This is a genomic window from Geothrix rubra, from assembly GCF_030268065.1.
GTDB classification, from domain to species: domain Bacteria; phylum Acidobacteriota; class Holophagae; order Holophagales; family Holophagaceae; genus Geothrix; species Geothrix rubra.
Genome location: NZ_BSDD01000006.1, coordinates 75,369 through 95,071 on the forward strand (window position 1 = coordinate 75,369; position 19,703 = coordinate 95,071).

Sequence of the window (19,703 nt, forward strand, 5' to 3'; positions counted from 1 at the left end):
AGCCTTCGACCTACTTGGGGGGCATGGCAGTTCCCCAGTAGCAATCCCGGAACAGGGGATGGAGATCCTTGTGGGCCGCCATGGAGGCCATCTGCTCGACGGACTGGGTGGTCAGGAACTTCCAACGGAAGTTCGCGAGCAGGGACTTCATGAACACGGCGAAGGTCTTGTCGCCCATTTCCTTATGCAACGTTGCGAGTAACAGCCCCCCCTTCTCGTAGAGCAGGAAGGTGCGGGCCAGGTAGGAGCCCCGCGGGTCATTCAGCCAGCGCAGGCGGTTGGCGAAGGGGATGGGAGATTCCCCAGCATAGGGCGCGGAATCGTTCCGCCACCGGCTCAGCAGGCCCTCGTAGGCGGAGTTGCCCTGGTTCTTCATGCTTCGGATGGCCAGCAGGGAGGCATAATTGGCGAAGGATTCCGTGATCCACTGTTCCTCGTAGGAGGGCATCTTAACCAAGTGCCCAAAATACTGGTGGGCGATCTCGTGGGCGAACCGCTGGTTGATGCCCTTGATGAAGAACTGGCTGATGAAGTCGGTGTGGCTGTTGAAGGCCTCGTTAGTAATGATCATCATCCCGGGCGGTGCCTGGCCGAAGCCCCAGGAATTCACCTGGATAATGTTGAATTCCGGGAAGGGGAACGTTTCCAGGATCGACTCGTAGTAGCGGATGGTCTGCCGGGCCAGGTTGAGGAGCTGCTCCTGGCGACCCCCGAGGTCGGCGTAGGTCGCGATCCGTACGGTGAGCCCATCCTTGGTCTCCTCCTTGAGGGTGTAGGCCCCTGCGAAGGCGGAGAAGAACTGGACAGGCTTGTCGATGCGGACCTCGAGCAGATTCTCACCGCCCTTCACCTCGCGGCGGACCGTGGTGCCGCAGGCGATCGGGACATCGTCCTTGGGTGTGCGAAAGGTTGCGTGGACGGTGTAAGACTGTCCCGAGAGATCGGGCTGCGGGAACCAGGGAGCAACGCCGAGCTCCCAGTAGTTGTCGCCATTGGGGTGGAGAAGGATCTGCCCGCCATATTCAAAGGTCAGGTCGAAGGGATGGCCGGCCGGTTGCGGTTGGGCCAGGGCCACGAGGATGCGGTCGTGCCGGTGGACGAATGGAAGCTCGCGGCCCTGCCCATCCAGCACGCGCCTGACCTGATATACGCCGCGCTTGAAGGCCGGATCCAAGGTGCTGTACAGGTTTAGGGGCACCACCCTCAGGTTGTCGACACTGGCAACCAGAGTCTCCTTGACCCACAGGTCAGCCTGGCTCTTTCCGGCGTGCAGATCGATGTCGACATGGGTGAGGTTCACGGCGGCCGTCATAGGTGCCTCCCAGGACCAGCCGATGGGCTGCTCCGAGATCACCACCCGGCGGAGCCCGTTGTAGAACGTCGGCTGGTAGGGATCACCGACCATGACGAGCTGCTCCAGCATGGAATAGCCGGGGTCGTAGCTGTAGACGAAGGGCGCGTCCACTCCGGAGGCCTCCACGCGGACGGTGGGTTGCTGGGGCGCATCGGCCAAAGCCACGGCGAAGTCCTGGCCGCGGTCGCCGAGGCCATCCCGGTTGAAGAAGGCCCACTCCCGCTCGAAGTCCTTCACGGGAACTGCTCCCAGAGGCCCCTGGGGTGGCACAGGTTCCGTCCCGGCAAACCAGACCGTGAATCCGGTGAGGGCCTCGGTCAGGATCAGGCCGCCATCCGATTCAGCAAGGATGGCCTTCGAGTTGGTCTTGGTGAGGTTGTGGCCGTGATTAGACCGGAGGACGGCCCACTCCTTCGGGGAAGTCGCGGTATAGAGGAGGGATCCCCCGCCGTGGAAGTAGTAGCCCACGAGGCGGTTCTGGGACATCAATGGTGTGACGGTGCCCGTGGCGGCGACCAGCACCAGGTTCCCGACCTTGAACTGCCAGTTGCGGACCTCGGTCGCGGACCCGAATTGCGGCTGTCGGCTGTAGAGGTCCGCATGCTGGATCAGCGGGAACGTACCCTCGACGGGGCCGGTGGCCTGGAGTGCCAGTACGGCGGCAAGAAGGAAATATCCAAGTCTGAACATGAAGCGACTTCCCATCATGAAGGGTTCTGCCAAGGGTGGAGGATTCCCCACTCTACCGGATTCCCCGGCGAGATGGGATCGGGAGGGGCAACGGTACACTGGCTCCGATGACGAATCCCTCCCCCATGCCCTGGGATCGCCCCGCGCCGGAGCGCGCGGGACTGCCCTCGGCCTGGTCCCTGCTGCCGGAGGACCTGGCGGCCCTGGGCTGCCCGGGCAGCGCCCTGGAGACCTTCCGGCGCCTGCACCGCCCCTGGACCTGGGAGGACGGGGCGCCGCGGCTGGGGCCCGCCATCCGGCGCTGGCTGGAGGGCGTGGCCGACCTGCGCCTGCCGGGGATCGCCGAGCGCCAGGCCTCGGGGGACGGGTCCACCAAGCTGGCGCTGGAACTCTCCGATGGGAAGCGCATCGAGGCTGTCCACATGCCCCGGAAGGTGCGGAATCCCCGCGTCACCTACTGCATCTCCAGCCAGGTGGGCTGCGCCATGGGCTGCACCTTCTGCGCCACCGGAAGCATGGGCATCCTGCGCAACCTGCAGCCCGGCGAGATCCTGGGCCAGGTGATGACCCTCATGCGGGACCTGGGGCCGGAGCGGGGGCACGACCTGACGCTGGTCTTCATGGGCATGGGCGAGCCCCTCCACAACCTGGACCACCTGCACCGGGCCCTCCGCCTGCTCTGTCACCCCGCGGGCCTGGGCCTCTCGGCCCGGCGCATCACCGTGAGCACCTCGGGCCTGGTGTCGGGCATCGAGCGGCTGGCGGGGATGGAACCCCGGCCCCTGCTCGCCCTCAGCCTCAACGCCACCACGGACGGGGCCCGCAGCCGCACCATGCCCGTGAACCGGGTCTGGAACCTGGCCCGCCTGCGCCAGGCCCTCGACGCCTGGGGCCTGAAGCGCGGGGAGAAGTTCACCTTCGAGTACGTCCTGCTGGCGGGCGAGAACGACACGGAGGAGGACGCCGAGCGCCTGGCCGCCTGGCTGGGGGACCTGCGCCACCACCACAACCTGAACCTCATCCCCATGAACGAGCACGGCGCCAGCGCCTTCCGCGAGCCCGGCGAGGACCGCGTGCAGGCCTTCTCCGACTGGCTGAAGGCGCGCGGCTGCTTCGTCACCGTCCGCCGCAGCCGTGGCCGCGACGTCCAGGGCGCCTGCGGCCAGCTGGTGAAGGAGAAGTAGCTGTACGCCTGAAAGGCGGAACACAGCGTTCCGCTTTTATCTTTGCCCCGACCCATCCGCCCGTTGAATGATGGATCATGCGCATCCCGGTCCACCAGCTCCCCCACGGCCTCGGCCTCGACCTGCCGGCCTATGCCACGGCCCACGCGGCGGGCATGGACCTGCGGGCGGCGATCCCGGAGGGCGAGACCTGGGAGCTGGCGCCGGGCCGGCGGCGGCTGGTGCCTACGGGGCTGGTGATGGCCATCCCCCCCGGCTTCGAGGGCCAGGTGCGGCCCCGCTCCGGCCTGGCGCTGAAACATGGGGTCACGGTGCTGAACGCCCCGGGCACCATCGACGCGGACTACCGGGGCGAGGTGCAGGTGCTCCTGGTGAATCACGGCGAAGAGCCCTTCCTCCTGCGCCGGGGGGAGCGCATCGCCCAGTTGCTGGTGGCCCCCGTCGCCGCCTGGATCTGGGTGCCCGAGCCCAGCGTGGAACTCCTGGGCGACACCGATCGAGGCGGCGGCGGCTACGGGTCCACCGGCCGATGACAGAAGCGCCCGGCCGGGGCCGGGCGCTTCGTCTTCACGACCAGCTCAGTAGCCGGCCTTCTTGGGGTAGGCGGGCCGGGGCGTCGCCTTCACGGGATGCTTGACCAGGGAGGCCTCCACTTCCTGGATGGCCCGGTCGAGCTGGGGATCCTTGCCCTGGGCGAGCTGGGCGGGGTCGTCCATCACCTCGATGTCGGGATCCACGCCGTGGCCCTCGACGATCCACTTCCCCTCCTTCGAATAGATGCCGAAGGTGGGCACGGTGACCGCGCCGCCGTCGATGAGGCCGGGGGCGCCGCTGATGCCGATGAGGCCGCCCCAGGTGCGCCGGCCGATGAGGGGGCCGAGGCCCGCCTGGCGGAAGTACATGGGGAAGGCGTCGCCGCCGGAGCCGCTCCAGCCGTTGATGAGCATGGCCAGGGGTCCGTCGTGGGCCACAGGGGGCCACTGCCAGTTCATGCCGTCCCGCACGCCCCAGTAGTTCAGGACCTTCCGGCCCAGGAGCTCGATGAAGCGGTCGGGGATCTGGCCGCCGCTGTTGAAGCGCTCGTCGATGACCAGGCCGGGCTTGGTCCACTGGCCGCGGAACTGGCGGACGAGGTCGTCCTGGCCGCCGATGCCCGTGTCGGGCACGTAGACGTAGCCGACCTTCCCGCCGGTGGCCTTGTCCACGTACCGGCGCTGGGCCTCCACCCAGTCCAGGTAGCGGAGCCGCGCCTCGCTGGGCACGGTGTCCACCTGGATGTCGTGGGCGCCCTCCAGGGTGGGCTTGTCGTTCACGGTGAGGAGCACGGTCTTGCCGGCCAGGCCCGCGAAGGCGGCCCAGGGGTCGGTCTTCGGATCCAGCGGGACGCGGTTCACGGCCAGGAGGTAGTCGCCCTCCTTCACCTTCAGGCCGGCCTGGGCCAGGGGGGCCTTGGCCTGGGTGTCCCACTCGGCGCCCCGGAGGATGCGCTTGATGCGGAAGGCCCCGTTCTCCAGGGAGAAGTCGGCGCCCAGCAGGCCCACGCCCAGCCTCGGCCCGGTCTCGAGGTCGCCGCCGCTCCGGTAGCTGTGGGAGGAGTTCAGCTCGGAGATCAGCTCGCCGATGACGAAGTTCACGTCTTCCCGGGTGACGCAGGCGTCCAGCAGCTTCCCGTAGCGTTCATGCATGGCCTTCCAGTCCACGCCGTGCATGCCGGGATCGTAGAATAGGTCGCGCTCCTGGCGCCAGGCGTCGTCGAAGATCTGCCGCCATTCGGCCCGGGGATCGACCTGCATCATCAGCTCGCCGGTGGGGAGCTTCTTGTCCATCTTCTGGTCGGGTTTCAGGTCCACAATGGCGAAGTCGGCCTTCTTGTTCACGAGGACCTTGCTGCCGTCGGCGGAGACGGTGGCCCCGTCCACATCCGGCAGGACGGTCTTCTCCTCGCGCTCCTTCAGGTCGTAGGTGTAGAGGGGGGTCTTCGCCTCGCCGCCCATGGTCATCTGGGCCGCCCGGCGGTAGACCACCTTGCCCTTCACGGCCGCCAGGTCCGCATAGTAGCCCGGTGCCGGGGGCAGCAGCACCATCCGCTCCTCCATCCCGTCCAGGTCGATGTCCACGGCCTTGGGCGTCTCCTGCTTGGCTTCGCCCTTGCCGTTCCCGTTCTTGGTGTCGCCCTCCTTCTTCTCCTCCTTGGCCTTCTCGTCCTTGGCGGCGTCGGCGTCGTTGCGGGACGCCAGCGGGGAGGCCACGTCCTTGCGGAGCGGCAGGGCCGCCAGCTTCGACGTGGCGGAGTACACCCAGGTGTTGTCCAGGTCGCTGTAGGTGGGGCTGAAGTGCTGGCCGGTGGTGAGGAAGAGGTAGTTGCCCTCGGGATCGAAAGTCACGTCCCCGGCGTCGTAGAAGGGCGAGGTCACCTCGTGCCGCTTCCCCTCCTTCGTGTCGTAGAGTACGACCACGCTGTTGCGGTTCTCGGTGTCGCGGACGTAGGTGAACCAGCGGCTGTCGGCGGACCAGCTGACGCGGAAGCCCTCCAGGTTGCCCTCGTACATGAACAGGCCCTTGTCCACCGCGGCGACCTTCCCCGTGGCCACGTCGCAGAGGTTGATGCGCATGGCCTGGTCGGCGAAGACCACGTGCTTGCCGTCGGGGGACCAGGTGATGTGGTAGCGGAAGCCGGGGCCCATGTGGGTGACCTGGCGCTCGGTGCCGGAGCCGTCGGCGGGGCGGACCCACAGCTCGTACTCGCCGCTGCGGTCGCTGAAGTAGGCCAGTTCCCTGCCGTCGGGCGACAGGGCCGGGAAGCGCTCGCCCACGCCCGGGGTGCGGGTCAGGTCGAGGACGTAGCCGCGCTCGCCGGGCACGGAGAAGAGGTCGCCCCGGGCCTCGAAGACCGCCCGCTTGCCCTGGGGGGACAGGGTGACGTTGCGGATCAGCCTGGAGGCGTTCTCCTCGCGGGGCTTGAGGGTGGCCATGTCCGTGGCGACCTCGACCTTCACCTCCACGAGCTTCTCCGAGGGGAGCTCCACCCGGTACAGCCGCCCGCCGGCCTCCAGGACGATGTCCGAGGGCCCGATGGCGGGGAAGTGGACGTCGTATTCCTTGAAGAAGGTGACCTGCTTGAAGGCGCCGGTCTTCAGGTCGTAGGACCAGAGGTTGTTGCGCTTGTTGGCGTCCCGGTCGGACAGGAAGTAGAGGGTGTCCCCGTGCCACATGGGCTGGGCGTCGTTGGAGCCGCCCTCGGCGTGGGGCAGGCGGCGGGCGGTCTTCTGCTCCAGGTCGAAGAACCAGATCTCGGAGGCCATGCCGCCCCGGTAGCGCTTCCAGGTGCGGAAGTCCGTGGAGATGGGCTGGTAGGCCAGGGTCTTCCCGTCCGGGGAGAGGGCGCCGAACTCGCCGTAGGGCATGGGCAGGACCGTCGGCAGGCCCCCCTGGGCGGGGACCTCGAACAGGCGGTTGAAGCGGTCCCGGCCCGAGAGCATGCCGGAGGCGAAGAGCAGGGACTTGCCGTCCGGGGTCCAGTCGAGCACCCGGTCGGGCATGGGGTGGTGGGTGATGCGGGTCGGCACGCCGCCGTCCACCGGCATGACGTAGATGTCCTGGTTGCCGTCGTAGTCGGCGCTGAAGGCGAGGGACCGGCCATCCGGGGAGAACCGGGCGAAGGTCTCCTCCCCCTTGGGGGTGGACAGCCGGTTGGCCAGGCCGCCGGTCTTGGGCACCACCCAGATGTCGCCCGCGTAGGTGAAGGCGATCTGGCTGGCGGAGACATCGGGGTAGCGCATGAGCCGGGCATCGATCTCGGCCTGGGCCGAGGAGGCCAGGACCAGGGCGCAGGCCAGGGAGGTGAGGAGGCGCATCGAATACTCCAGGTGAGGGTGGGGAGAATCCAGGCTACGCCGGAGGGGCCGGGAAGGTTGAGCCCGGCCCCGGGGCGGGGCGGTAGAATGGAGCTCCTGCCGGCCGGCTCCGGGTCATCCCTCGGGGCGGCGGAGTTCGTGGGGTGAGTCATGGGACGCACGGCGTGGATCCAGACGGGAATGGCGATGCCGGTCCTCCTGGCCCTGGCGGCCTGCCGGCCCCCGCAGCCGGCCCTGCCGCCACCGCCGCCCCTGTCCCTGAGCCTCCAGCCCGCGGAGGCCACGGTGACGGCGGGTCACGACCTCCAGTTCGGCCACCGGATCACCAGCGGAAGCGGCACGGGCGTGGATTGGCGGGTGCTGGAACCCGGCGGTGGCACCGTGGACGCCCTGGGCCGCTACCAGGCCCCTGGCCGGGCCGGCGTCTTCACCGTGGAGGCCCGGCCCCAGGCCGATCCGGCCCGCGCCGTGCGGGCCCGGGTGACGGTGGTGCCGGCGCCGGTCGGGACCATCTCGGCGCCCTCCACGGTGGCCCCGGAGGCCACGGGGCTCCGGGCCGGCGTGCCGGTGCAGCCGGGCTGCCGCTTCGCGTGGACCCTCACGGGCGGCACCCTCCTCTCCGGGGCGGATACGGACACCGTCACCTTCCTCGCCGGCGAGGGCCCCAGCCTGGTCCTGGCCTGCCGGATCACCAACGCCGCCGGGGACAGCCTCCGCTCCTCCGTGGAGATCCCGGTGGCCCGGCCCCTCGCCCTCCACATCGGACCGGCCAAGGCCACCCTCACCGTGGGCCAGTCCATGAGGTTCGGCTACACCCTGGAAGGGAACGGCGGCTCCGAGGTGATCTGGAGCGTGGATTCCCCCGGGGGCGGCACCGTCGATCCCGCGGGCACCTACCACGCCCCGGCACGGCCCGGGACCTACACGCTGCAGGTGGCCTCCCGGGTCCACCCGGAGGCCACGGACCGGGCCCAGGTGCGGGTCGTGGCCGCGCCGAAGGCCGGCATCACGGCGCCGGACGCGGTGAAGGCCGGGGCCGCGGGGCTGGTGGCCCGGGTCCCGGAACAGCCCGGGGCCAGGTATGCCTGGGAGCTCCAGGGCGGCACCGCCACGGCCGGGACGCAGGGCCCGGTCCTCACCTTCGCCGCCGGGGACGGGCCCACCCTGACCCTGCGCTGCACCGTCACCAACGCGGCCGGGGACACCGCCTCCGGCACCCTGCAGATCCCCGTCACCCGCTGACCAGCCGGGGCCCGGCCAGACGTGGAGGCTCCAGGACTCCTATCCATATCCATCCTGGATACAGGGCTTTACGGAAGCGCTCCCTGAGGGATCGGGTCGCGGTCAGTCCCGCACCCAGTGGCAGGTGTAGCCGCCGGGGTGCTTGAGGAGGTAGTCCTGGTGGTAGTCCTCGGCCTTCCACCAGGGGCCCGCGGGAACGATCTCCGTGACGACGGGGCGGGGCCACTTGCCGCTGGCATCCACCTCCGCCTTCACCCGCTCGGCGGTGCGGCGCTGGGCCTCGTCGTGGTAGAAGATCGCGCTGCGGTAGGAGGTGCCCAGGTCGTTGCCCTGGCGGTTCAGGGTGGTGGGGTCGTGCATGCGGAAGAAGAAGCGCAGCAGGGCCTCGAAGCTGGTCTTCGTCGGGTCGAAGCGGATGAGCACGGCCTCGGCATGGCCCGCGTGGTGCTCGTACGTGGCGTTCGCCACGCTGCCGCCGGTGTAGCCCACCTCCGTGGCGATCACGCCGGGCTGCTGGCGCAGGAGGTCCTGCATGCCCCAGAAACAGCCGCCGGCCAGGGTGGCGATCTCCTCTTTCGGGGCGGGCTTCGGCGCCGCCGCGGCCCGCCCGAAGAGGGGCAGGAACCGGCCCAGGCCCTCCTTCTCCAGGTCGTCCACGGGCACGAAGCGCAGGGCGGCGGAGTTGATGCAGTAGCGCAGCCCGCCCCGGTCCCGGGGACCGTCATCGAAGACGTGGCCCAGGTGGGAATCCGCCTGCTTCGAGCGCACCTCGGTGCGGACGATGCCGTGGGAGAGGTCCCGCTTCTCGACGACCTCCTCCGCCGCCAGGGGCTTCGTGAAGCTGGGCCAGCCGCAGCCGGAGTCGAACTTGTCCTTCGAGGAGAACAGGGGCTCGCCGCTGACGACATCGACGTAAATGCCCTCGCGGTGGTCGTTCCAGTACTCGTTGCGGAAGGGCGGCTCGGTGCCGGCCTCCTGGGTCACGTGGAACTGCTCCGGCGTGAGCCGCTGCCTGAGGGCGTCCTGGCTGGGTTTCCGGGTGTCGTTCAAGGGAGCCTCGTTGGTCGGTGGGTTCGTGCCGGAGCGGGTGGCGTGGACGCCGGCCAGCACCATCCCGATGCCCGCCAGCGTCACGAGGAGGGTGGTCCCCCATTTCATGCCCACGTTCATGGTACAGGTCCCCCCCGCGGACTTGGATGCCGGCCGAGGACCGGGTGGTACAGCCGGCTCTGAATCCCCCTGGAACGGCTCAGTGTCCGCCTTCTCCGGCGAGCTTCCGGGCCAGGTCGCCCACGACGGCCTTGGCGTCGCCGAAGAGCATGAAGGTCTTGTCCAGGAAGTAGAGCTCGTTGTCGATGCCGGCGAAGCCGGGGTTCTTGGAGCGCTTGATGGCATAGACGGTGCGGGCTTTGTCTGCGTCGATGATGGGCATGCCGTAGATGGGGCTGGTCTTGTCCGTACGGGCGGCAGGGTTCACGACATCGTTGGCCCCGATGATGAGGGCCACGTCCGCCTGGGGCATGTCGCCGTTGATCTCGTCCATCTCCACCAGGTCGTCGTAGGGGATCTCGGCCTCGGCCAGCAGGACGTTCATGTGGCCCGGCATGCGGCCCGCCACCGGATGGATGGCGAACTTCACCGTGATGCCCCGCTTCTTCAGCAGGTCGTAGAGCTCGCGCACCTTGTGCTGGGCCTGGGCCACCGCCATGCCGTAGCCCGGGACGATGACCACGAGGCTGGCCTGTTCCATGATCTGGGCCGCGCTCTCGGTCGTGTCGGCCTTGTAGACCTTCTCCTCCCCGCCCTCGGCCTTCTGCTGGGCCTGGCCGAAGGCGCCGAACAGCACGTTGGTGAAGGACCGGTTCATGGCCTTGCACATGATGATCGAGAGGATGAGGCCCGAGCTGCCGTCCAGGGCCCCGGCGGTGATGAGCAGCTTGTTGTTCAGCACGAAGCCCATGGCCACGGCGGACAGGCCCGCGTAGGAGTTCAGGATGGAGATGACCGTGGGCATGTCCGCCCCGCCGATGGGGATGATGAGCAGCACGCCGAAGGCCAGGGAGAGCAGGACGATGAGCCCGAAGGCCAGGGGTCCCCAGGCCGCGAGGGGATTCAGGACCAGGGCCACGCCCAGGCCCAGGGCGACCGCGAACAGGAGGAGGTTGACCAGGTTCTGGAAGGGGTAGGTCACCGGCCGCTGGGGGATCCAGGCCACCTCCTGCAGCTTCCCGGCGGCCAGCAGCGAGCCCGTGAAGGTGAGGAAGCCCAGGAGGATCTCGGCCACGAGGGCCACGACGATGAAGGGGGCCAGGGCCTCGGCATTGCGCTGCCCGTAGTAGAGGAAGTACTTCGCGGTGCCCACGAGGCCCGCGGCCAGGCCGCCGAAGGCGTGGGAGAGGGCCGTCCGCTGGGGGACAGCCGTGAGGGGCACCAGGGCCAGCGGGTAGCCGATGGCTGAGCCGAGCACGAACGCCCCGAGAATCCACCAGTAGTGGGTGCCGCCCGTGGCGGCCACGCCCGCCAGGGTGCCGGCCACGGCGAGCAGCATGGCGGCGACGCCCGAGAAGACGCCCTTGCGGGCCGTCTCGGGATCACTCATCCACCGCAGCGAGAGGATGAAGAGGGCCGTGGAGACCAGGTACAGGAGCTGGACGAGGGTCTCGGCGCTCATCTGGAGGCCCCTCCATTCACGTCCCGTTTCTTGAACATCTTCAGCATCCGGTCCGTGATGAAGAAGCCGCTGACGATGTTCGTGGTGGAGCAGACGATGGCCACGAGGCCCAGGACCGTGATGAAGGTCGGGGCCTCCTTTCCGGCAGACACGATGATGGCGCCCACCACGGCGATGGCCGAGATGGCGTTGGTGAGGCTCATGAGCGGCGTATGCAGCAGGCGCGACACCCGCTGGATGACCATGATCCCGATGAAGGTCGCCAGCATGAAGACGAACAGGGCGCCCATGAGGTCGAGCTGCCCGTGCCCGCCGCCCGCGGGGTGGGGCGGTCCCTGGACCGCGGTGGTAGGTGTCCCTTCGCGCACGTCGTCCTCCTTCCGATCAGGCCTGGAGCGCCTTCAGGGTGGGCCCGTGGAGGACCTTTCCCTCGTGGGTGATCGCGCAGCCCTTCTGGAGGTCGTCGTCCCAGTCGAGCCGGAACGCCTTCCCGTCCTTGTCCCAGAAGGCCATGACGAAATTCAGCAGGTTCTTCGAGAACAGGGTGCTGGCGGCGCGGGGCACGGTGGCGGGCAGGTTCGTGGGCGCGAGGATGGTGACGCCGCCGGTCTCCACCCGCTCGCCCGGCTTCGAGAGGACGCAGTTCCCGCCGCCGTCGGCCCCCAGGTCCACGATCACCGAGCCGGGCTTCATGGCCCGCACGGTGGCCTCGTCCAGCAGCTTCGGGGCCACCACGCCGCCGATGAGGGCCGTGGTGATGACCACGTCCACCTGCGCGCAGTGCTCGGCCAGCAGCTTGGCCTGCCGGGCCTTATCCTCTGCGGAGAGCTCGGCCGCGTACCCGCCGCCGGCCTGGGCGCTCTGGGCCAGCTCGATGCCCACGTACTTGCCGCCCACGGATTCGATCTGCTCCTTCACCTCGGGCCGCACGTCCGTGGCGGTGACGGCCGCGCCGAGGCGCTTGGCGGTGGCGATGGCCTGGAGGCCCGCCACGCCCGCCCCGATGACGAAGACCTTGGCGGGGAGGGTGGTGCCGGCCGCGGTCATGAACATGGGGAAGTAGGCGGGGAACTCCACGGCGGCCAGGAGGACGCCCTTGTACCCGGTGATGTTCGCCTGGCTGGAGAGGGTGTCCATGGCCTGGGCGCGGGTGGTGCGGGGGATGCAGTCGGTGGAGAAGGCGGTGACGCCCCGCGCCGCCAGGCGCTTCATCGCGTCGAGGTTCCGCGTGGGGAAGAGCGAGGCCAGGAGCAGGGCCCCGGGCTTCAGCAGGTCGGCCTCGTGGGTCCCGTCCGGCCGGGCCTGCGGGGCCTGCACCTTCAGCACGAAGCCGGCCTCCCCGAGCAGGGCCGTGGCGTCCGCGACGATCCGGGCGCCGGCCGCCTCGTAGGCTGCGTCGGGAAACCCCGCCGCAACGCCGGCGCCGGCCTCGAGGGCCACCTCCGCCCCCGCCTGCACGAGCTTCCGGCAGGCGTCGGGGTCCAGGGCGACGCGCCGCTCACCCCCCCTCGTCTCCTTCGGAACAGCGATCTTCATGGTCCCCTCACGATCTCCGGCTCCGGCTGGGCCGGCTCCGGGCGGGTCACTCGTGGAATGGTCTCCAACGTGGCATGGCCGGTCTGCAGGTGTGCCGACACGATACACCGGCTCGGGGGGGCCCGCGCTACCCTTCGTGGATGACGGATGGTGCCGCTCCCCCGGTCCCCCCCTCCCCGGCCCGGGGCCGGGGCGTGGGCCTGCTGCTGGTGGCGGCCTCCGGCCTCTGCTTCGGGATACTGCCCATCTTCAACCGGCAGGCGGCGGCCCTCGGTCTCGGCGTGCCCACCTTCCTGGCGGTGCGCTTCCTCGTGGCCGGGGGCGCCCTCTGGGCCTGGCTGGCGCTGCGGGGGCCGCGGGCCCGCCTGCGGGGCGGACAGGTGGCCGGGTTCGCGGGGATGGGTCTCCTCTACGTGGTGGAGAGCGGCCTCTACTTCGCCAGTTCCCGCCGCATCCCTGTGGCCCTCACGGCCCTCCTGCTCTACCTCTACCCGGTGCTGGTCGCCCTCTGGGAGTGGCTGGCGGGGCGCCACCGCCTGGAGGGGCGGGACCGCGTGGCCCTGGCGGCCTCCCTCCTGGGCACGGCCCTGGCCGTGGGTTCGCCGGGGCGGGGCACGGATGCCCTGGGCCTCGCCATGGGGCTGGCCACGGCCTTCGGGTACACGGCCTACATGCTGCTGGGGGCCCGCCTGCAGAAGGGGGTGCCGGCGCTGGTGGCCAGCGCCTGGATCATGGGCACGGCGGGCGTCCTGTATCTCGCCCTGGCCCTGGCCGCCCACCGCTGGGAGCCCGTCCTGGCCCTGAAGGCCTGGAAACCGCTCCTGGGCCTGGCCGTGGTGGGGACGCTGCTGCCCATCCCCATGCTGTTGGCGGGCATGGCCCGCATCGGCGCGGCGCGGGCCTCGGTGGTGAGCACCCTCGAACCCCTCGGCGCCTGCCTCTTCGGGGCCCTCTTCCTGGGGGAGCTGCTGCGGCCCTGGCAGTGGCTGGGGGCGGCCCTCATCCTGGGCGCGGTGGTGCTGCTCTCGGCCGAACGCTCGGCGGAGGAGCCCCTGGCCGAGCGCTGACTACCGCCGCCGCGTGCGGGGCGCGGCGGGCACCGGCGGCAGGGGGATGGTCACCTCCGCCTCCGGGTCCCGGCGGGTGCCGAGGAAGCGGCGGGTCGCCACGGATTCCAGCAGGGCCTCGAAGCCGTCGGCGGGCAGGGGACGACCCAGGAGGAAGCCCTGGAGGCAGTCGCAGCCCAGCAGCTCCAGCATGTCGCGCTGGCCCTCGGTCTCCACGCCCTCGGCCACCACGGTGAGCTTCAGGCTGTGGGCCAGCTGGATGACGGCCCGGACGATGTGTTCCGACGACATCTCCGGCGGCTCGGCCTGGAGGGCCGCGATGAAGGTCTGGTCCAGCTTCAGGGTGGTGATGGGCAGGCGCTGGAGGTAGCCCAGGGAGCTGTAGCCCGTCCCGAAGTCGTCGATGGCGATGCGCGTGCCGATCTCCCGCAGGCGATGCAGGGGTTCCACGTCCTCGTGGCCCTGGCGCATGACCAGGCTCTCGGTGAGCTCCAGCTCCAGCCGCTCGGCGGCCAGGCCCGAGTCCTCCAGGGCCTTCACCACGCAGGTGTCCCAGTCGCCGTGGGCGAACTGGAGGGCCGAGACATTCACGGCGAGGAGGAGGGGATCCGGGGTCGAGGCCTGCCAGAGGGCCATCTGGCGGCAGGATTCCCGCAGGGCCCATTCGCCGATGGGCAGGATGAGGCGGTTCTCCTCGGCCAGGGGGATGAATTTCACGGGGGGCACAGGCCCCAGGAGGGGATGGTTCCAGCGCAGGAGGGCCTCGGCCCCGGCCAGCCGGCCGTCCATGAAGAACTGGGGCTGGTAGTACATCTGCAGCTCGCCGTTGCGGAGGGCATCCCGCAGGCACTGCTCCAGCTCCTGGCGCTCCAGGGAGTTCTGGCTGAGGGTGGCGGTGAAGCACTCGATCCGGTCGCCGCCCCGTTCCTTGGCGCGGTACATGGCGGATTCGGCGTGGACCTGCAAGGACTCGGCATCCAGGCCGTCCGAGGGGAAGGCGCATACCCCGATGCTGGCGCTGAGGTTCACCTCGCGGGCGCCGGCGAGGAAGGGCGGCTGGAGGGCCTCCAGCAGCTTCTGGGCGGCCCGGGTGGCGCCCAGGGCGTCCTTCAGTTCCGGCAGCAGCACCATGAAGCGGTCGCCGCCCATGCAGGCGAGGGTGTCCTCCTGGCGGAGGGTGCCCTGCAGCCGTCGCGCCACCTGGCGCAGCACCTCGTCCCCGCCGCCATGGCCCAGCAGTTCGTTGACGCGCTTGAAGCGGTCCAGGTCGAGGTGGAGGACGCCCACGGACCCGCGGTGCCGGTGGGCCTGGAGCAGGGCCTGGGTCAGCCGATCGGAGAAGCGGCGGTGGTTGGGCAGGCCCGTGAGGGCGTCCAGCTGATTGAGGTCCGAGAGCCTCCGTTCCAGCTCGGCGATCCGTCCTTCCGCCTTCCGCAGCCGACCCTCCGCATCGAGGCGGTGGATCTCGCGCAGGAAGCCCTTGAGGTTCGGCCCTTGGGGGTTCGGCAATTCGGCTCCGGGATTCTGCAGCCAGGGTAAACCCCCCGGAGGAAACCGGCCAGTCGGAACGGCACCGTGGCATGCTCATCACCAGGAGGTCCCCATGGCCGGGCGCTTCGAAGAGCACGTCGCCACCGCCATCCTCGGCATGGACACCCTCTGGGGTGGGGATGTCATGAACCCCTCCGGGCTGGGCCGCTTCATCGCCGATTCCTGGTTCTCGGACGCCCCCCTTCCCGCCGCCTACACCCACCCGGCCGCGGCCCGGCTGCGGGAGACCGGTGGCGTGTCCGCGAAGGCCCCGGACCGGGCGGCCCTCGAGGCCTACCTCGGGGATGTGGATGTGCGCGGCGCCATCGCCGCCCTGGCCGAGGACGCGCAGGGTATGCCGGGTCTGCGGAGCCGCTATGTGGCGGGCCTCGCCCTCAGCTTCGAGGTGATGTGGGACCTGGCCATGGAGCTGCTGGGGAAGGGCGAGCCCGTGCCCTACGAACGCTGCGTGCGGGCCTCCACGGGCCTACCGCCCTCCCCCTCGCGGCCCGAGGAGAAGCGCCGGGCGGTGCGGGAGCTGCTGGCCGAAGCCGGTCACCCCTCCACCGGCGAGGCGGACCTCCTGGCCGCGGTGGACACCTGGCGGGCCCTCCGCCGCGTGCCCATGGCGTCCGTCCGTTCCGTGGGCGCGGCCTACATCGCCCGCTACGCGGCCCTGGCCGAGCGGCACCTGCGGCCCCACCTGCCGGCGGAGCTGCGGGACGTGCCCATGGACAACATCGAATTCCTGCCCATCAAGGACGCCTGGTTCTCCGGCTCCATGAACTACCTGGGCCGGGCCCGCCGCCCCGACGGCCGGCCGGAGTACGAGGCCACCTACGAGATCAACGCCTCGCTCGAGATCACCGTGCCGGAGTTCGAGCAGCTGGTGACCCACGAGGTGGTGCCCGGCCACGTGACCACCTTCGCGTTCCTGCAGGACCGGTACTGGCGGGGGCGGGTGGGCTTCGAGGCCTCCGTGCTCACCATGAACACCCGTGCCGCCACCCTCTTCGAGGGCATCGCCAACAACGCCATCCTCATCGCCCACGGCGTCACCCGCGTGGACCAGGTGCCCGACCCGGACCTGCGCCTCGGCCTCCTCCTGGCGCTGCTCCAGGACGACGCGAAGAACCAGGCCTCGTACCTCCTCTGGCACGACGGCCTCCCCGAGGCCGAGGTCGCCGCCGCCCTGCGCCCCGACTTCCTCGTGTCGGAGGAGCGCGCCGCCAAGTTCGCAGGCCCCTGGGGGAGGCACCCCCTCATGGGCCGCATGTACCTGCCCTGCTACCGCGCAGGCACGGACCTCGTGGCCCGCCTCCTGCGCACCCACGCGCCCGAGCGCCTGCTGCCCGCCCTGTACGGCTGCGCCGGCCTCGTGGATGCCACCACCATCGAGGACGCCCTGGCGGGGGAGGCCGGGTGAAAACGGACCCTAGTAGAAGACCAGGCTTCCGTTCCTCAGCTTGTGCACCAGCACATCCAGCGGGATGAAGAAGATGCGCAGGGCCCGGTGGTACCGACGACGGTCACCCCTCGACCGGAGCGCGCGCCGTTCCGTGCCGGTCTGCCGGCTGTAGTTGAGGGGATCCTGCCAGGTACGTCGGTCCATCGTCCCTCCGCTCCTTCCCGGAAATATAGGCTGAAGGGGAGGCAGTGCCGAGGAAAAAGGAGCGCGGGCCGGAGGCGGGGGACCCGGGGGTGCGCCCGGCCGGGGTCAGGCTGGGCAGCCTTCGGGACAGGCCCGCCGTGGCCCCCCCAGCAGGCGGAGCGCGTGGGCCGTCACCTCGCGGGGGCCGATCGATTGCAAAGCCCAGCAGCCCCAGTCGCATTTCTCCTCGTACCCCCGGTCGGGCTGGAAGCGGCAGCCGACGCAGGGCTGGCGCGGCACGATGAACGCATTCGAGGTCATCGAGTAGTAGGCTTCCGGGATCTGCTGGGCCTGCAGCACGAGGGTCGGCGTGCCGAGGAGGCCACCGACGTGGGCCAGGCCGCTGTCCCCGGAGATGATCAGGGCGGCGTGGCGGCAGACATTGGCGACCCACGCCGGTGCCTGGCCCCAGAAGTAGTCCACACCCAGCACCTTGCACCGCTCGGGCTGGCCCGGCGCGTCGAGGGCGATGACGTTGAAGCCGGCCGCGGTGAGGTCCCGGGCCACCAGGCGCCAGTTGTGGGCCTCCCAGGTGCGGTTGATCCGCGTCGCGAACGGGGCGAGGACCACATAGGGGCCGGGCAGGTCCGGCGGGACCGTGAAGAGGCGGAGGTTGAGCGGGGGCTTCACGGGCTCGACGCCCAGCTTGCGGGCGTACCACTGCTTCGGATCGTGTCCCCCCCGGAGCTTCTCCCGGTAGTCGGATTCCGTGTCCCCGAGCTGCAGGCTTCCGGCCGGGGGCGGGTGGTGGGCCGCGGGCATGACCTGCAGGCCGGGGATATCGATGAGCTGCATCCACCCGAAGTGGTCCCGCAGGTACAACGCGATGGGCGGGCGATCCAGGGCCAGCGAGAACCCGTTGAGCCCGTACAGCGAGCACAGCAGGTCCCCGATGCCCAGTTCGAGCTGGACCACGTGATGGACACAGGCCGGCGCGACCCCTTCGTTCACGGGGAACCGCCGGGCCTAGGCGAAGGTGGTGCCGTTCCAGACCAGGTTCACCAGCGGCGCGAAGACGCTGTTGACCACGACGTCAGGCCGGTAGAGCAGGCTGAGCTCATCGCCGAGCCGGGTGGTGCCCGGGACGAGTCCCGTGACGTTGGTGAGGCGTGCCCACCCCCGGTCGCCGCTGCTCACCGGCAGGGGCAGGGGCGAGGCCGGGTAGAAGCCGGCCTGGGCCAGGATGGGGGCCACGGAAACGAAGGTCGCACCGGCGAGGGGGGTCGTGGTGCAGGTGGTGGCGGTGCAGGCCAGGGCATCGTAGTTGCCCGGGGGGACCGCCACGCTGCCGGGATTGAGCACGTTGGCCGCGATCACGAAGGGCGTGGCGGAACCGGTCGGCCGGATCAGCGCCAGCGCGTCCGTGGCCGGGGCGACCAGAGCCGCGGAGGTTGCCAGGGTGAGGGTACGTCCCAGGTAGTAGAGGACATCCGTGGGGGCCGTGACGCCGGGCGCGGCGGGGGGCAGGGAGATCACCGGCTGGCCCTGGATGGGCAGGAGGGCCCCCAGGTTGTGGAGGGCCTTCAGGGCCGCCTGCACGGCCGACTGGAAATCGCTCCGGACCAGGAAGGTCAGGGGCAGGCTCGCCTGTGCCGGGCCGGCCGGGCGGTCGTTCGGGAGCTGCACCATGGCCAGGGGCTGCAGGTTGCTGACCCAGCCCAGGGGCTGGGCCGGGCCGGCGACGCCGAGGATGCCCGCCAGGGCCTGCTGCCGCATGGTCGTTTCGTGGAGCGTGGCCAGCAGGTTGAGATAGCCGCCGATCTCGGTGATGTTCCGGGGCGGCGGAACGCGCGAGCCGATGACATCCCCCTCCAGCGCCAGGCGCCGCAGCAGGATGTTCTGGGCCTCCATGGCGTCGGGCGAGGTGGCGTTCTGGAGGACCCCCATCAGGGACTGCACCACCTGCGCGGTGAGGGCGGGATCCACGTAGTAGGGCAGGTTGCTGGGGGCCGAACTGCCTCCGCCCCCCGGCAGCAGGGTGCCCACGCCGAAGCCGGCCCCGGTGCCCGCGGAGCCGCCGGGACCCGTCTGCCCGCCGGGCACGGTCCCGGTCCCGGTCGGCACTGTCCCGCCGCTGGACCCGGACCCGGACCCGGAACCAGACCCGGCTCCGCTCCCTGCTCCGGACCCGGCTCCGGACCCGGCTCCGCTCCCGGCCCCCGTTCCGCTTCCAGTGCCCGCGCCGGTTCCAGAACCGGTTCCTGCGCCCGTTCCGGACCCGGCACCGGTCCCTGAACCTGCTCCAGTCCCGGTTCCGGTGCCAGTCCCGGTTCCGGCCCCAGTCCCTGTTCCGGTCCCGGTTCCAGTTCCGGTTCCGGTCCCGGTTCCAGTTCCGGTTCCGGAGCCGCTGCCGGTCCCACTTCCGCTGCCCGATCCCATGCTGCCTCCTGCGGTGTAGGTGAACTGGTCCGCGGGCGTCGTCGCGGACTGGCCGCCCGGCGTGAAGACCGTGACATCGACGACACCGGTGCCCGTGGGGGCGGTGGCCGTGATGGTGGTGTCGTTCACCACGGTCATGGCGGGCACATTCGTGACGCCGAACCCCACGTCGGTGGCCCCGGTGAAGTTCAGTCCGGTGAGGGTCACGGAGGTGCCCGGGGGGCCGCTGGTGGGGCTGATGGCGCTCACCACCGGCGCCGCCGGCGTGTAGGTGTACTGGGCCGCGAGGACGCTGGGGGAGCTGCCCTGGGGCGTCGTCACGGTGACATCGACGGCGCCGCTGCCCGCCGGGACGATCACACCGATCTGCGAGTCGCCGTACACCTGGAAGTTGCCGGCCGACACGTCGATGGTTCCGAAGGTCACGCCCGTGGCGCCCGTGAACCCGGTGCCGTAGATGTTGACGACGTTGTCCCCGGTGGGCGGTCCGGCATTCGGTTGGAGGCTGGTGATGGAGGGAGTGGCCATGGGGCGTCTCGCGGAGG

General features: G+C 70.3%; 15 protein-coding genes. 5 read left to right on the forward strand and 10 right to left on the reverse strand.

The annotated features are described in order from the left end of the window. Nucleotides 1-10: 10 nt before the first annotated feature. The gene (locus tag QSJ33_RS14375) at nucleotides 11-2,044 is read right to left on the reverse strand and encodes a M1 family metallopeptidase (protein WP_285727425.1); all 2,034 of its coding nucleotides are present in this window, start codon (nucleotides 2,042-2,044) and stop codon (nucleotides 11-13) included. 125 nt (nucleotides 2,045-2,169) lie between these two features. Here QSJ33_RS14375 and rlmN point away from each other — a divergent pair, with 125 nt between their 5' ends. Further along, on the forward strand, nucleotides 2,170-3,228 hold the full coding sequence (rlmN, locus tag QSJ33_RS14380) for a 23S rRNA (adenine(2503)-C(2))-methyltransferase RlmN (protein ID WP_285727428.1): 1,059 nt from the start codon (nucleotides 2,170-2,172) through the stop codon (nucleotides 3,226-3,228). Nucleotides 3,229-3,305: 77 nt separating this feature from the next. After that, nucleotides 3,306-3,761 carry a dUTP diphosphatase gene (gene dut / locus QSJ33_RS14385; RefSeq protein WP_285727430.1) on the forward strand — a complete coding sequence of 152 codons (456 nt, stop codon included), beginning with the start codon at nucleotides 3,306-3,308 and terminating at the stop codon, nucleotides 3,759-3,761. Between the two features lie 45 nt (nucleotides 3,762-3,806). Here the strand turns inward: dut and QSJ33_RS14390 are convergent, their stop codons facing one another. Then, a complete protein-coding gene (locus tag QSJ33_RS14390) occupies nucleotides 3,807-7,082 on the reverse strand; it encodes a S41 family peptidase (RefSeq protein WP_285727433.1) in 3,276 nt (1,091 codons plus the stop codon). Nucleotides 7,083-7,232: 150 nt separating this feature from the next. Here QSJ33_RS14390 and QSJ33_RS14395 point away from each other — a divergent pair, with 150 nt between their 5' ends. Beyond that, nucleotides 7,233-8,324: a hypothetical protein gene (locus QSJ33_RS14395; RefSeq protein ID WP_285727436.1), complete on the forward strand. Its 1,092-nt coding sequence runs from the start codon at nucleotides 7,233-7,235 to the stop codon at nucleotides 8,322-8,324. A 102-nt stretch (nucleotides 8,325-8,426) separates the two neighbouring features. On the opposite strand, the gene QSJ33_RS14400 is transcribed toward QSJ33_RS14395, so the two are convergent. The 4 genes from QSJ33_RS14400 to QSJ33_RS14415 form a co-directional block, all read right to left on the reverse strand. Continuing rightward, nucleotides 8,427-9,482, reverse strand: a complete 1,056-nt coding sequence (locus QSJ33_RS14400; RefSeq protein ID WP_285727438.1) for a bifunctional methionine sulfoxide reductase B/A protein — start codon at nucleotides 9,480-9,482, stop codon at nucleotides 8,427-8,429. Nucleotides 9,483-9,573: 91 nt separating this feature from the next. Further along, nucleotides 9,574-10,995, reverse strand: coding sequence for an NAD(P)(+) transhydrogenase (Re/Si-specific) subunit beta (locus tag QSJ33_RS14405; RefSeq protein ID WP_285727440.1), 1,422 nt, complete (start codon nucleotides 10,993-10,995; stop codon nucleotides 9,574-9,576). Beyond that, nucleotides 10,992-11,285 (reverse strand): NAD(P) transhydrogenase subunit alpha part 2, encoded by a 294-nt coding sequence (locus QSJ33_RS14410; RefSeq protein ID WP_420801413.1) that lies wholly within the window; start codon nucleotides 11,283-11,285, stop codon nucleotides 10,992-10,994. Before QSJ33_RS14410 ends, QSJ33_RS14405 begins: the two co-directional genes overlap by 4 nt. Nucleotides 11,286-11,379: 94 nt before the next feature. After that, nucleotides 11,380-12,531 carry a Re/Si-specific NAD(P)(+) transhydrogenase subunit alpha gene (locus QSJ33_RS14415; RefSeq protein ID WP_285727444.1) on the reverse strand — a complete coding sequence of 384 codons (1,152 nt, stop codon included), beginning with the start codon at nucleotides 12,529-12,531 and terminating at the stop codon, nucleotides 11,380-11,382. A 194-nt stretch (nucleotides 12,532-12,725) separates the two neighbouring features. On the opposite strand from QSJ33_RS14415, the gene QSJ33_RS14420 reads away from it, so the two are divergent. Next, a complete protein-coding gene (locus tag QSJ33_RS14420; RefSeq protein WP_285727446.1) occupies nucleotides 12,726-13,598 on the forward strand; it encodes an EamA family transporter in 873 nt (290 codons plus the stop codon). Here the strand turns inward: QSJ33_RS14420 and QSJ33_RS14425 are convergent, their stop codons facing one another. Then, complete coding sequence (locus tag QSJ33_RS14425; protein ID WP_285727448.1) at nucleotides 13,599-15,107, reverse strand: putative bifunctional diguanylate cyclase/phosphodiesterase; 1,509 nt, start codon at nucleotides 15,105-15,107, stop codon at nucleotides 13,599-13,601. A 94-nt stretch (nucleotides 15,108-15,201) separates the two neighbouring features. Between QSJ33_RS14425 and QSJ33_RS14430 the strand changes: the two genes are divergently transcribed. Next, complete coding sequence (locus tag QSJ33_RS14430) at nucleotides 15,202-16,554, forward strand: hypothetical protein (RefSeq protein WP_285727449.1); 1,353 nt, start codon at nucleotides 15,202-15,204, stop codon at nucleotides 16,552-16,554. 9 nt (nucleotides 16,555-16,563) lie between these two features. On the opposite strand, the gene QSJ33_RS14435 is transcribed toward QSJ33_RS14430, so the two are convergent. The 3 genes from QSJ33_RS14435 to QSJ33_RS14445 all read right to left on the reverse strand — a co-directional run bounded on the left by QSJ33_RS14435 (nucleotide 16,564) and on the right by QSJ33_RS14445 (nucleotide 19,686). Further along, the gene (locus QSJ33_RS14435; RefSeq protein ID WP_285727452.1) at nucleotides 16,564-16,740 is read right to left on the reverse strand and encodes a hypothetical protein; all 177 of its coding nucleotides are present in this window, start codon (nucleotides 16,738-16,740) and stop codon (nucleotides 16,564-16,566) included. Nucleotides 16,741-16,845: 105 nt separating this feature from the next. After that, nucleotides 16,846-17,730, reverse strand: coding sequence for a glycosyltransferase family 9 protein (locus QSJ33_RS14440; RefSeq protein ID WP_285727454.1), 885 nt, complete (start codon nucleotides 17,728-17,730; stop codon nucleotides 16,846-16,848). 15 nt (nucleotides 17,731-17,745) lie between these two features. Beyond that, nucleotides 17,746-19,686 (reverse strand): IPT/TIG domain-containing protein, encoded by a 1,941-nt coding sequence (locus QSJ33_RS14445; protein WP_285727456.1) that lies wholly within the window; start codon nucleotides 19,684-19,686, stop codon nucleotides 17,746-17,748. Nucleotides 19,687-19,703: the final 17 nt, after the last annotated feature.